At 59.5% G+C, this 12,362-nt stretch carries 12 protein-coding genes; 8 read left to right on the top strand and 4 right to left on the bottom strand.

All coding sequences use genetic code 11. The annotated features are described in order from the left end of the window. Positions 1-15: 15 nt before the first annotated feature. Complete coding sequence (uppM, locus tag F3H58_RS03065) at positions 16-1,638, top strand: polysaccharide biosynthesis protein UppM (RefSeq protein ID WP_188128745.1); 1,623 nt, start codon at positions 16-18, stop codon at positions 1,636-1,638. A 22-nt stretch (positions 1,639-1,660) separates the two neighbouring features. Here the strand turns inward: uppM and F3H58_RS27085 are convergent, their stop codons facing one another. Then, positions 1,661-1,870, bottom strand: a complete 210-nt coding sequence (locus F3H58_RS27085) for a hypothetical protein (protein WP_003509414.1) — start codon at positions 1,868-1,870, stop codon at positions 1,661-1,663. Positions 1,871-2,115: 245 nt separating this feature from the next. Between F3H58_RS27085 and uppL the strand changes: the two genes are divergently transcribed. Further along, positions 2,116-2,916, top strand: coding sequence for a polysaccharide biosynthesis UDP-hexose transferase UppL (gene uppL / locus F3H58_RS03055; protein WP_149741338.1), 801 nt, complete (start codon positions 2,116-2,118; stop codon positions 2,914-2,916). Between the two features lie 176 nt (positions 2,917-3,092). Beyond that, positions 3,093-3,341 (top strand): hypothetical protein, encoded by a 249-nt coding sequence (locus tag F3H58_RS03050; protein ID WP_149741158.1) that lies wholly within the window; start codon positions 3,093-3,095, stop codon positions 3,339-3,341. 24 nt (positions 3,342-3,365) lie between these two features. Here the strand turns inward: F3H58_RS03050 and uppJ are convergent, their stop codons facing one another. Then, positions 3,366-4,310, bottom strand: coding sequence for a polysaccharide biosynthesis UDP-hexose transferase UppJ (gene uppJ, locus F3H58_RS03045; protein WP_149741157.1), 945 nt, complete (start codon positions 4,308-4,310; stop codon positions 3,366-3,368). A gap of 8 nt (positions 4,311-4,318) precedes the next feature. Further along, positions 4,319-5,230, bottom strand: a complete 912-nt coding sequence (gene uppH / locus F3H58_RS03040; RefSeq protein ID WP_286168998.1) for a polysaccharide biosynthesis endo-1,4-beta-xylanase UppH — start codon at positions 5,228-5,230, stop codon at positions 4,319-4,321. A gap of 177 nt (positions 5,231-5,407) precedes the next feature. On the opposite strand from uppH, the gene uppI reads away from it, so the two are divergent. Both uppI and uppG read left to right on the top strand, forming a co-directional pair. Then, on the top strand, positions 5,408-6,478 hold the full coding sequence (gene uppI / locus F3H58_RS03035) for a polysaccharide biosynthesis UDP-hexose transferase UppI (protein ID WP_149741156.1): 1,071 nt from the start codon (positions 5,408-5,410) through the stop codon (positions 6,476-6,478). 2 nt (positions 6,479-6,480) lie between these two features. Beyond that, positions 6,481-7,560: a polysaccharide biosynthesis glycosyltransferase UppG gene (uppG, locus tag F3H58_RS03030; RefSeq protein ID WP_188128772.1), complete on the top strand. Its 1,080-nt coding sequence runs from the start codon at positions 6,481-6,483 to the stop codon at positions 7,558-7,560. A gap of 40 nt (positions 7,561-7,600) precedes the next feature. Here the strand turns inward: uppG and F3H58_RS03025 are convergent, their stop codons facing one another. Next, positions 7,601-8,671 (bottom strand): GNAT family N-acetyltransferase, encoded by a 1,071-nt coding sequence (locus tag F3H58_RS03025; RefSeq protein WP_188128771.1) that lies wholly within the window; start codon positions 8,669-8,671, stop codon positions 7,601-7,603. 545 nt (positions 8,672-9,216) lie between these two features. Here F3H58_RS03025 and uppW point away from each other — a divergent pair. The 3 genes from uppW (at position 9,217) to F3H58_RS03010 (ending at position 12,353) form a co-directional block, all read left to right on the top strand. Next, positions 9,217-10,587, top strand: coding sequence for a Wzy-type polysaccharide biosynthesis protein UppW (gene uppW, locus F3H58_RS03020; protein WP_149741154.1), 1,371 nt, complete (start codon positions 9,217-9,219; stop codon positions 10,585-10,587). Positions 10,588-10,761: 174 nt separating this feature from the next. Next, positions 10,762-11,541, top strand: coding sequence for an ABC transporter ATP-binding protein (locus tag F3H58_RS03015; protein ID WP_149741153.1), 780 nt, complete (start codon positions 10,762-10,764; stop codon positions 11,539-11,541). A 41-nt stretch (positions 11,542-11,582) separates the two neighbouring features. Beyond that, positions 11,583-12,353 (top strand): transporter substrate-binding domain-containing protein, encoded by a 771-nt coding sequence (locus F3H58_RS03010; RefSeq protein WP_080815993.1) that lies wholly within the window; start codon positions 11,583-11,585, stop codon positions 12,351-12,353. The last annotated feature ends 9 nt before the right edge of the window (positions 12,354-12,362 follow it).

The following is a 12,362-nucleotide window of genomic DNA, read 5'->3' as shown; positions in this document are numbered from 1 at the left end:
GAGTTGGATTGGCTGATGTACAGGCTTCAAAAGGCGGGACATAAGCAGGCACGTCCGCTCGATGAAAAAACGGCGCCTGCCGCGAGAACCCATGGTTCCCTGCTGGACGATCTGGTGGATGAGGACGAGGTTTTCGAGCGCACGGTGCTGAAGGAGCATCTGGAGCCGAAGCCGGCGAAGACCGTCGCCGAGCCGGCTGCGGCCGAGACGCCGGTGAAGGCGGCTTCGCCGAGCGGCAGTCTGGCGGCTGCGCTGCCGGGCCTGAAACATATCGACAGGATCGGTGTGGATGACGTCATCCTCTGGCTTCGCAAGGGCATCGTCTGGATCATGCTGGCAATCGTTCTCTGCGTTGCCGGCGCGCTGACCTATGCCTCCATGACGCCGCCGCGCTACAAGGCCTATACGGATATCGTCGTCAATCCCTCCAACCTGAATGTCGTCAATGACGGCGTGTTTTCACCCAACCAGCAGCGCGACACGCAAATCCTCGAGGTGGAAAGCAAGCTGCGCACCATCACCTCGCGCAACGTGCTGGCGCGGGTGGTGGACGAGTTGAAGCTCGATCAGGATCCTGAATTCATCAGCCCGCCGCCGCTCGCCCGGCTGAAGGCGATGTTCTCATCGAAACCGGAAGATGACGACAACCGGGTCGGCGCGCTTCGTTCGCTCGGCGATCGGGTGGCGGCGGAACGCGACCCGCGCTCCTTTGTCGTGACGCTTTCGGTCTGGACCAATGATGCCGAAAAATCCGTGACTGTCTCCAAGGCCATCGTGAAGGCTTTCGAAAGCGAGCTATTCCAGACAAACTCCGACAGCAGTCAACGCGTCGTTGACGATCTCAGGAAGCGGCTCGAGGAAATGCGCGAGAATGTGACCGCCGCCGAAAAGCGCGTGGCCGATTTCCGCCGCGAGAACGGCCTGCAGGAAAATAACGGCCAGCTCGTCAGCAATCTGGCTTCCGGTGAGCTGAACGCTCAGGTGCTTGCGACCCAGCAGCGCCTCATTCAGGAAGAATCGCGCCTCAAGCAGATGGAGGCGGCGATTGCGCAGAACCGCACCCAGAGCGACGCCATATTCGACAGCCAAACGATGAATACGATCCGCGCGCAATACAGCACGCTGCAACAGCAGATCGGTGCGATGACGCTGACCTATGGCGCGCGCCATCCGCGTCTTGCGACCGCGGGTGCGGAGCGGGCGATGCTGGAGCAGGGAATGGCGGATGAGGCGCGGCGTATCCTTCAAGCGGCAAAGATCAATGTCGCGGAGGCGCGCTCCTCACTCGATGCCCTGCGGCTGAAAGCGGTGGCTGAACGCGCCAATGTCTTTACCGACAATGAGGCGCAGGTGCGGCTGCGTGATCTCGATCGTGACGCCCGCTCGGCGGCGGCGATCTATGAGACTTATCTCACCCGCTCACGCCAGCTGGCCGAACAGCAGTCGATCGATTCCACCAATGTACGGGTGATTTCGCAGCCGGTTGCGCCCAATTCCAGAAGCTGGCCGCCGGGCAAGCTGACCTTCCTGATTGCCGGCGGCATGGGCGGCCTGTTCCTTGGTCTCGCAATTGCCGTGGCGCTTGGGCTCTGGGGTTATCTTCGCCGGGACGATCACGCGGATGTCGCGGCGCGGTAAGAGAAGGCGGCTGCGTGCCGCCTTATTCTTCCGAAATCAGACCGTCATAAACCTCGAGCAGCGCGGCGGCGATGGCCGCGCCCAGCGCATTGCCGGCATCGCGAATGCCCGCCTCGTCGCCGTCGCGAACCGAAATGGCAAGGTCGGACGCTTCGTTGGCGACGATTTCTTTCGCCCGTTCTATCGCCCAGAGGCCGAAATCGCCGCGATTGTCGATCGAGATTGTTTCCATGGCCGGAGCCCTTCCGTGGTTTGATTTCCGCGTCCCTTAACCCATCGGCTGGAAAACCGGAATAGGCGGAAAATGTGGCGCACAACCTTCAGGCGTGTAAAATGGCTGCCGCATACGGGGATTTATAAAAATATTAATGATAGTTCTTCGTAGTGTTTGAAGCCTTATACCCTAAGCATAAGCGTGAATATAACAATGAAACGATGCCTATCTTGGACACCGGACAGATCATGACAGGGAGAGAGATGCCGGATGTGGGAGCGCCGGGCCAGGTCTGGCCGGTCATTCCCCTTGCGGCGTTGCCCATCACTGACGCGACCATCGATGAAACGGCGCGGGATTTCATCCTGCGCGCGACGACAGAGCGCGTGGCCGATGCAAGACCGTTTTATTCGACCTCGGCGAACGGCCAGGTCATTGCTCTCTGCCATCACGACCGGGAATTCGACGCCATGCTGCGGCAGGCGGACCAGATTCACGCCGATGGCATGTCGCTGGTGATCTTCTCCCGCAAATTCTGCCCGAAGGCATTGAGAGAACGGGTTGCGACCACGGATCTCGTTCATGCGGTTGCGAAGCGCGCCGAAGAGACGGGTAGCCGGTTCTATTTCCTCGGCGGCTCCGAAGAGGTGAACCGTGCGGCGGTCGAGGAAATGCAGAGGCTTTATCCGCGCCTCGTATTTGCGGGGCGGCGCAACGGTTATTTCAGCCGGGCCGAGGAAGAGGCGATCCTCGCCGATATCGCCGCGTCGAAAACGGATATTCTCTGGGTTGGCTTCGGCATACCGCTGGAGCAGCGTTTCGTCTCGCGCAATCTGGAGAGGCTTTCCGGTGTTGCCGTGATCAAGACCTGCGGCGGCCTTTTCGATTTCCTTGCTGGCAAGAACAGCCGGGCGCCGCAATGGATGCAGGATATGGGGCTGGAATGGCTCTACCGGGCCATGCTCGAGCCAAAGCGGCTCGGAAAACGTTACCTGCTGACCAATCCTATCGCCATATATTCGCTGCTGAAGCATCGCTTCGGGGCGTCGGGTGAGGGCGGTTAAAGCTGCGACGAGCCTCTTCCGCAGCAGGCATATCGCATTGCATCACTTACATCAGTTTTCCCTAACTTATTGAGGAAACGGGCTTTGCTGCGGAAATTCGTTGCAACTGCGAAGGAGCGCGCTACACTGTCCCAATATTAGAAATTTATTCGAATCAGAGATATTTGGGGACACCCATGGTGATTACGTCCATTTCTCTTTTCATATATGGAATTGGCACCGCCGCCTCTCTCGCCATGACCTATATTGAAGGTGCACGCCGCGACAAGAGCTGGGATTTTTACCGGGTGACCGGCATTGTCCTTTGTTTCTTCTGGCCGGTGCTGGTGCTGCTCCTCGTTCTTGCTACGGCCTTTTCATCGCTCGGTTTGCAGAAACGGCGCATGAACCCGCTGTCGTTTGGCCGGGAAAAGACCCTCAGCTAACCCCGTGGCGGGAACGATTGTGGGTCAACTCTTCTTCGCCGGAGCCTTGTAGGGCGTGAGCGTTATTCCGAGGCTTGCCATCACACGGCCGATGGACATCAGCGGCGGATGTGTTGCGGGCAGGAATGTGCCGGTTTTCAGCCCGGCGGAAACGGCGCGCACCAGAGACAGGCACAGGCTGACGGCGTTTTTGGCGGCGAGAAGCAGCCCGCCCTTCAGGCCGGGGCGGCGGGCGCGATCGATGCTGTAATTGATGATGCCGGTGCGGAGCGAGCGCTCCATGATCCAGCGCGGCGCCATGCGGCTTTCCGGCACATATTCGACGATGACGGCGCGGGCATTCCAGGCAAACTTAAAGCCGGCCTTGCGGCAGCGGGTGAAGAAATCCATGTCGCCGCCGCCGAGGAAGTTGAACTGCACATCGAATTCCGGTTTCGGCAGGGTCTCGAATACCCGGCGCGCGATCAGGCAATTGCCCGATCCGTGGATTTGCTCGACAAGACCTGTCGGCGCTTCGATGGAGCCGAACAGCGGATGCGACAGGACCGCCTTCGAAGCCGGTGCGTCGAATTCGCGGTTGACCGGTCCGCCGACGATATCGACGCCGAAGGATCTTGCCGCCGACACCATTTCTGCCAGCCAGTCCTGGGAGGCGGCCTCGTCGTCATCGATCATCAGGAACCACTCAGCCGAAGCATAGCTTTGCCGGGCGGTGCGGAAGGCGGTGTTGATGGCGTAACAATTGCCCTGCGTCGGTTCGACCAATGCCTCGCCGGCCATGCCGCTTTCGGCGAAAAAGGCGCGCGCGACCGCAAGGCCCGCCTGGCCCGCGCCGTCATTATCGACCACGACGATGGCGAAGGGAAAATCGACCTTCTGGGCTGCGAGTGACCGAAGCGTCTTTTTCAGGCCTTCCGGCCGGCGGAAACTCGGAATGCACACCACCGCTTCCGGCATGATCTCGGACATGGAAACTCCTAAATTCCGGCAAGCGCTGCGGCGGAAAAAACGACGGCCCTGAGGCTCTGGCGCGGGCGATTGAGGAAGGTATCGGCAAGCGCCGAAAAGGCCTCGCGGTAGCGGCGGGCGCGGAAGGCCTGCGCCACGGTATAGGCATTCATGTGGTTTTCGGACCGGCGGCGAAGCCGTCGCAGCTCCGGCGGCGAAACGGCGGCGACGATGGCCGGGTCGGAAAACACGGCCTCGATTGCCGGTTCGCAATCCCGGAAGGTCAAAAGCCGGTTCATCATCACGCTCGTTCTGTGCACGCGGTAATCCAGCACATGGCAGCCGGGCAGGTAAACGAAACGGCCGGCGGCGGCGAGCCTGCACCAGCCATACCAGTCTTCGGCATAACGCAAAGTCTCGTCGAAACCGCCGAATTCCTGAAAGATGCGGGTCCTGACCAGCATGATGCCGCCATTGACGATGAAGTTGCCGCCGAGCAGCGGCTGGAGAATGAAACCATCGGGTTTTTCCCGGCGGCGAATGAGGTTGCGCCGACCGATCTTGACGCCGTTTTCATCGATGCGCTCGTAATCGCCATAGACGGCGACGACATCCGGCTCGGAAATGCCGGCGCAAAGGGCCGCGATGGCGCCCGGTTTCAGGCGATCGTCGGCATCGAGAAACATCGTCCATTCGCCGCGCGCCTGCGACAGGCCGAAATTTCGCACGGCGGAAACGCCCTGCCTTCCCTGCGGCCGGGCCAGCAATTTGACGCGAGGATCGGAAAAACCCTCCACCTTTTGTGCGGTGGTGTCGGTGGAGCCGTCATCGACCACCAGTACTTCGCCGATGGTCTCGCCCTGCAGCAACACGCTTTCGATCGCTTCCACGATGTAACGCTCGCCATTGCGAACGGGAATGACAATCGAAACGGAAACCAAGACTTCAAACTCCATGCGGCGTGGGCCAAGAATTCGCACAGCGAAGTTACTACCGCATTAAGCGGGTCTGGCCAATTATGACGTGGTATAACGTCGGTTAACCTTGCAAATCTTTAATATCCTTTTCCTATGATCGGAATGTTATGTTTTGGGAATAAAGGTTGCGGAGGCGGGTGCATGCGGATTGGGCGGCGGAATTTTATGGGCGGTGCGGCAAGCGCTGGCCTGCTGCATGCCGTGGCCGGCCCGGCCTTTGCCGCGCAGAAGAAAGCGGCGAGCAAAACCGCCCCTTACGGCGCGGCCGTTTACCTGCCGGATCTCACCGCCGATAGCCGCATCGGCGAGGCGGTGGTGAAATATTGCTCGCGCATCACCCCCGTTACCGAAATGAAATGGGAGGTCCTGCGGCCTTCGGCGGAGGTGTTCGATTTCGCCGCTGCCGATGCAATCGCCAATTTTGCCCGCCAGCACAAGCTTTCCATGCACGGCCATCCGCTGATCTGGTATGCCTCCAACGCGCCCTGGCTTGCGAGCATCGGCGGCGGCGTGAAGGTCGAGAAGCTGATGGAGAAACACATCGTCACCGTGATGGAGCGTTATAAGGACGTCATCCATAGCTGGGACGTGGTCAATGAGCCGATCCCCGACGTGCCGGGCAATGTGCGCGCGCGGCGCGATGCCTGGTATTACGGCGCCGGGCCGGACGCCATCAAGAAGGCTTTCGACATCGCCCATGCGGTCGATCCGAAAGCGCAGCTCGTGCTCAACGAATATGATGTGGAATTTGCCGCCGAGAAATCGCCGGCCAAGCGCGCGGCCTTCCGCAATCTCATTCTCGAACTGCTGGAGAAGGGGGCGCCGATCAACGCCGTCGGGCTGCAGGGGCATTTGCGCGGCGGCTGGCCGATCGCCAAGGACGAGCTTGCCGCCTTCACGGCGGAAATGCGCAGTTACGGTCTTGCCGTTCTGGTGACGGAACTCGATGTGATGGACCAGACGCTGCCCGCGCCGGAAGCCGAACGCGATATGCTGATCAACGGCCAGGTCCGCGAGTTTCTGGAGGCGGCTTCTGCGGGCGGCGCGCTTTCCTCCATCACCACATGGGGCATCTCGGATCAATATAGCTGGATCCGCTGGGCCTATCCGCGCCGGGACGGCACCGCCAACCGGCCGTTGCCGCTGGACTGGAGTTTCAACGAAAAACCCATGATGGCCATCATCAATGAATTCCGGAACCGTGGTGCATGACTATGAATGCTGAAATGCCGCTTCCTCCCGTGCGAAAGGCGCTGCAAATCAACCTGCACCCCTTCGATGCCCCGCATGCGGCCCTGACCCTGCCGCATCAGCTCAGGGTCTGGGGCGGACAGGTGGACCGCATTCTGCTGACCGTCGATACGGGGCAGGTGGGCGCCGGCCGCTACAAGGGCAACGGTTTCGATGCGGCGCGCCAGCGTCTCTTCGACATGCTGGAAGAAATGCAGACCAATTATCCGCATCTCTCCGTGGATATCGTCGATTACAGCGATGCGGCGCGCAGCGCCGTGACGGAAACCTTCTTTCCCCGCTCGCCGATCCCCTATCCCGCCAAGGCTTTCGATGGCGGGCCTTTCCATGTCTATTTCTACGGGCTGAAACGCGCCAATGCCCGTTATGTGCTGCATATGGACAGCGACATGATGTTCGGCGGCGGCAGCCAGAGCTGGTTCGGCGAGGCCATCGCGCTCCAGAAGGCCAATCCGGATGCGCTGTGCATCACGCCCTTTTCCGGGCCGCCGACGGTGCGCGGCGATCTGGATATTTCCCGCCATGTCGGCATGCCCGGCGTAAAGAACATACCTGCGCCGCGCAAGCTGCCGTCGCGCATTCCCACCTGGCGTTTCGCCACCGTTTCCACCCGGCTTTTCATGATCGACATGGAACGTTTTGCGAAACGCATCGGCTCGCTGGAACTGCTCAAGCCAGATGTCAAACGGCGCATCCGCTCCTATGCCTATAACCAGCAGCCTGTCTCGATGCCCGCCGAGGAGGTGCTGAGCACGAACATGATGCGCACGGGTGCTTATCGTCTCGATTTTCTCGGCACGGGCAAGGGCATGTATTCACTGCATCCGCCCTATCGTTCGCCGGAATTTTATGCGGCGCTCGCCTCCATCGTCGAACGCATCGAAAAGGGCGATATTCCGGAAGGCCAGCTCGGCGATTTCGATATTAACGAGTCGATGGTGGACTGGACCAGCGCGCTGGCGGCCAAGACGCGCTCCAAACGTTACGCGAAAGCGCTGCGCCATCTCATCTCGGCCAATGTCGGGCGGTTCAGCAAGGCTTGAGGGTCTCGATCCGTCTACCGTCGTGAGGCGGGGCGGGGGCTCAATAGTCGGTGATGAGCTTGCTCCAGCTCTCCGAGCACAGTCCGCCAATATAGATGTCGCCGGCCAGCGCCCTTTCCCGCAGGGCGTCATCGCGCGTCGCCATGCAGAAATAGCCGTCATGGCGGAAGCTCATGTGGTTCTGGCGGTAAAGCGCGTTGATGAGAAAGGGCTGCGCCATGCCGGTGACATGGGCATAGTTCTCGTCATCGAAATGGCGGAACAGGGTGTTGAGGACATCGTTTTCGCAACCGGCATCGCAGACGAGATTGAGCACATAGGCCGTTCTGCCCCGCTGGCCGAAAAAAAGCGCAGCGCCCATGGCATGGCCTTCGGCATTCTCGATCACCACGCCTTTCAGTTCGCCGAGGCTTTCATTGGCCCTGCTCATCTCTATCAGCCAGTGGAATTCCTCGTGAGACCATTCCGGGCGAATGGAAAAACGCTCGATCATCGCGAGCGCCCTGCGGCGGAAGGTTTCGTAATCCACGGTTCTCACCGTAGCGCCGGCGGCCTCCTGCGGTCTCAGACCCTTTTTCCACCGCCGCAGAATTCCATCCACAAATCCGAGCGCGGCGAGCGCCAGCGTGGTTTTGGCCAGTTTCGAACGGCGCGGCATGCGCAGCGCGATGGTGCAGAAGGGCTTGAGCGCCTTGTGCCATTGCAGGCTTTCAATCGGCAGCATGTTGCCGCCGGTCGCCACCCAGTGATCGGCGCTGACGGGTGAAGCCGTATCCGAGAACAACATGTCGTGTTTGGAGGCCCGCATGCCGCGGGACAGGCGCGCCGCGCCGAGTGCGCCGCGTTTGCCGTCCGATGCGAAGGCGCAGAGCAGCCTTGCGGTGATGGTTTTTCCATTCGCAACGAAGCGCATGGGCACGGCGAGGATGACGCTGGTGACCCCGTTCTCCCCGGCATCGTAGACAACGCTGCCGTTTTCCGGGCTGAAGGCGGGGCTGCCGAAAAACAGTTTTTCGATATAGGAGCCGAAATCGAAGTTCCGCTCCTTCCCGGTCTTTCTGAAAGCGCTGTTGAGCACGGCCTCGACAGCCGGGACGTCTTCCCTGCGCATGGGGCGGATGCCGGACACACCGATTTGAACCGGGCGTTGTGTCAAGTGACCGCTATCGCCATCGTCCATATGGGTGTGTATCGGAACGTCCACCGTCGGCCCCCACCTTTTTACGCATTGACGAAATCAACCATAGGCAGCGTATATTTGAATGTCTTAATATAGATATAAAACCCGAAATCCGGTGGGATGTGAAATGTCCAATAAGATATAAAATTGTTTTATATCAACGCATTAATTTAATGTCGCTGCATTATTTGAGGTTAACAAAATATACTTAAGTAAGCAACCGATGGATGAAATATGGAGCATTTTTTGTGGATGTTTTTTTGGGGTTTTGAAGTATAGCCTCTAGAAGCAGCGGCTTTGTCCCCTGTCTCCCGGCTCCGATTCCCCGAGGAAAAGCGCACAATCGCGGTGCTATTTTCCCGTGCATGAAGGATAACTAAAAAATAGGATTTGCGGGGGATATTCGTATTATCGAATATGCGAAGCACGAGTCTCGATGCGGGTGGCTTCAGGAAAGAGGGAGAGAAAAACCCCTTATGGATGCAGCGCATGGCGAACAGGGGCGTGGTTACTGGCGGGACGCGTTGTTTTACGTGACGTTCCTGTTTTTCACGGTCGGCTTTTCGCCCTATATCTCGCTCTCATCGACCTATCAGGGCTCCGCCATGGCGGCCGGGTCCAACCTGCTCAACCAGTTGACCGCGATCATCCTGTTTTTCAGTTTCCTGGCCTTCATGGCGAAGGAGCGGTCGTTTTCCATCCTCTTCATGCCGCGCCTGCTGATGGCGGCGATTTTCGGCTGGTTTGTCCTGACCTCGCTTGCGGGCGAAGCGCCGCTATTTTCGCTCAGGCGGCTGGTCATGTGCGCCATCATCTGCGTGCTTGCCGGCGGCTTCCTGCAATTGCCGCGCACCGAGCGGCATTTCACGACGCTGCTTGCCACATGCGCCCTGATCATATTGTTCCTGTGCTATTTCGGAATCACCGTGCTGCCCTCGCGCTCGATCCATCAGGCCAGCGATGCGCTGGAGCCGCTGCTGGCGGGGGACTGGCGCGGGGTTTTCCGCCATAAGAACGAAGCCGCCTCCGTCATGGCGGTGTTGATTATCGTCGGTATTTATCTCTGCAAGCGCTGGTCCTTCATCGGCGGGCTGTCGGTACTGTTGCTGTCGCTGGTCTTTCTGGTCAAGTCGGGCGGCAAGACCGCGCTCGGGCTGATGCCGATCATCATTGCGGCAGGCTGGTTCATCCTGCGCTGGCCGCGCTGGCGTTATACGGTCGTCACCCTGTTTCTGGCGGTTTTTGCGCTGGTGACCGTCGGCACCACGGTCGATCCCGTCTTTTCGCAGATGCTGACGAAGCTGGGGCTCGACGCCAGCTTTACCGGCAGACGGGATATCTGGACCGTCGCCATCGATTACATCCGTCAAAGCCCGCTCCTCGGATACGGCTATCAGGCCTTCTGGCGCAGCGATGCCCTGATGTCGAGTTTCACCGAGAATAATACCTGGGCGACGACCGCGCCGGATTCGCACAATGGTTATTTCGACCTTCTGCTGGCCGGCGGCGTGCCGGGGCTGGTGCTGGTGATGGTGTGGATCTATCTCCTGCCGTTGCACTATCTCGGCAAAATGAACGAGGCCACGCGCAACAGTCCGCTGACGCGGCTTTATGTCGGCGTATGGCTTTATGTGTTGCTCTACGGCTTTCTGGAAACGCTGTTTTTCCTCAGCACCGGCTTCGTCTGGTTCTTCCTCATCGTCGCCGTGATGGGTCTGCACCTTCAGGCCAATGCCAGCCTCGTGGAGGACGAGGTGGATGGGGAACCGGAGAGAGCCGTCGGTGGAGCGGGCATTGCCCCGATACCGCTGCAAGGGCAGGTTTCCCCTGTCGTTCGCTCCAGATGATATTTTGAAATGATTTTTCGTTGCAAATATGTAAAAGAGCCGATTGTTGCGCGCGTCTGCGGCTATTTTCGCTAAACATGCGCGGCTCAAGTCTTTGTTATTGTGCACGTCGCACCGCGAAACCCCGGCTATTGGCGCGGCGGCACTAAAAAAACGGATCGGCTAGGTCAATCGATGGCAGATACAGGCGCCTGCGCGCTCGAGGCGGATGACATCCACAAGAGCTTCGGCACGCATGAAGTTTTGAAGGGCGTTTCCTTGCAGGCCCACAAGGGCGATGTCATCTCGATCATCGGGTCTTCCGGTTCCGGCAAAAGCACCTTTCTGCGCTGCATGAATTTTCTCGAAACGCCGGATCGCGGCCGCGTCATCGTCAATGGCGAGGAAATCGCCACGAAAACCGGCCGCGACGGCAAGGCCGTGCCGAAAAGCTGGCGGCAGGTGGAAAAACTGCGCACCGGCCTTGGCATGGTGTTCCAGAATTTCAATCTCTGGGCCCATCGCTCCGTTCTCGAAAACGTCATCGAGGCGCCCGTTCATGTTCTCGGCGTCAGGCGGCAGGAGGCGGTCGAAAAGGCCGAAGCCCTGCTGAACAAGGTCGGGCTTTATGACAAGAAAAACGCCTATCCGGCATTCCTGTCCGGCGGGCAGCAACAGCGTGCCGCGATTGCGCGTGCGCTCTGCATGGAGCCGGCGGTGATGCTGTTCGACGAACCCACTTCGGCGCTCGATCCGGAACTGGTGGGCGAGGTGCTGAAGGTCATCCGCGATCTGGCCGAGGAAGGCCGCACCATGCTGCTCGTCACCCACGAGATGCGCTTTGCGCGCGATGTATCCTCGCAGGTCGTGTTTCTGCATCAGGGCAGGGTGGAGGAGGCGGGGCCGCCGGCGCAGGTGTTCGGAAACCCCTTGAGCGCCCGCTGCCGGGAATTTACCGGCGCACTCGCCAATTGACCCTTTTGCCTGACAATCCGTATTTAACAGGAGAGACTTGAATGAAATTTTTCGCCACGCTGCTTGCCGGAACGGCATTTGCGTTTTCCGCCTTCACCGCCAGCGCCGACGTGCGTTTCGGCATCATGAACGAGGCCTATCCGCCCTTCTTCGCCAAGGATGCCAGCGGCAAGTGGCAGGGCTGGGAAATCGACCTCATGGACGCCGTTTGCGCGGAAATGAAGGAAAAATGCTCGATCGTCGAGCTCTCCTGGGATGGCCTCATCCCGGCGCTGCAGACGAAGAAATTCGACGTCATCTGGTCGTCCATGTCGAACACGGAAGAGCGTCAGAAGATCATCGATTTCACCGATAAATATTACAACACACCGAGCAAGCTGATCGGCGCCAAGGGCGAAAAGGCGGGTGCGACGGCCGAGGACGTCAAGGGCAAGACCATCGGCATTCAGGTGGCCACCATCCAGTCCGAATATTACAAGAAATATTTCGCCGGTGTCGCCGATGAGAAGACCTACCAGACGCTGGACGAGGCGTTTCAGGATCTCGCGGCCGGCCGCATCGATTATGTCTTCGGCGATTCCATCGTTCTCGACGCTTTCGTGAAGAGCGATGCGGGCAAGGATTGCTGCGCCGACATGGGCGATGTCGCCGACGACAAGGAGATCCTCGGTCTCGGCGTTTCCGGCGGCCTGCGCAAGGAGGACACCGAACTCAAGGCCAAGCTGAATGCGGCAATCGCCGCCGTGCGCGCCAGCGGCAAATATGACGAGATCACCAGGAAGTACTTCAGCTTCAATATTTACGGACAGTAATTCGGTCTG

The sequence above is a fragment of the Rhizobium sp. NFACC06-2 genome (genome assembly GCF_900101425.1).
GTDB lineage: Bacteria > Pseudomonadota > Alphaproteobacteria > Rhizobiales > Rhizobiaceae > Agrobacterium > Agrobacterium leguminum.
Note: the sequence above shows the minus strand (reverse complement) of the source record. Positions and strands in the feature narration are given on the sequence as shown.

Excerpts from the sequence above, each read along its gene's own strand:
- uppM (WP_188128745.1), top strand. The coding sequence starts at position 16 with ATGTACAGGCTTCAAAAGGCGGGACATAAGCAGGCACGTCCGCTCGAT.
- F3H58_RS27085 (WP_003509414.1), bottom strand. The coding sequence starts at position 1,870 with ATGGAAACAATCTCGATCGACAATCGCGGCGATTTCGGCCTCTGGGCG.
- uppL (WP_149741338.1), top strand. The coding sequence starts at position 2,116 with ATGCCGGATGTGGGAGCGCCGGGCCAGGTCTGGCCGGTCATTCCCCTT.
- F3H58_RS03050 (WP_149741158.1), top strand. The coding sequence starts at position 3,093 with ATGGTGATTACGTCCATTTCTCTTTTCATATATGGAATTGGCACCGCC.
- uppJ (WP_149741157.1), bottom strand. The coding sequence starts at position 4,310 with ATGTCCGAGATCATGCCGGAAGCGGTGGTGTGCATTCCGAGTTTCCGC.
- uppI (WP_149741156.1), top strand. The coding sequence starts at position 5,408 with ATGCGGATTGGGCGGCGGAATTTTATGGGCGGTGCGGCAAGCGCTGGC.
- uppG (WP_188128772.1), top strand. The coding sequence starts at position 6,481 with ATGAATGCTGAAATGCCGCTTCCTCCCGTGCGAAAGGCGCTGCAAATC.
- F3H58_RS03025 (WP_188128771.1), bottom strand. The coding sequence starts at position 8,671 with ATGCGCAGGGAAGACGTCCCGGCTGTCGAGGCCGTGCTCAACAGCGCT.
- uppW (WP_149741154.1), top strand. The coding sequence starts at position 9,217 with ATGGATGCAGCGCATGGCGAACAGGGGCGTGGTTACTGGCGGGACGCG.
- F3H58_RS03015 (WP_149741153.1), top strand. The coding sequence starts at position 10,762 with ATGGCAGATACAGGCGCCTGCGCGCTCGAGGCGGATGACATCCACAAG.
- F3H58_RS03010 (WP_080815993.1), top strand. The coding sequence starts at position 11,583 with ATGAAATTTTTCGCCACGCTGCTTGCCGGAACGGCATTTGCGTTTTCC.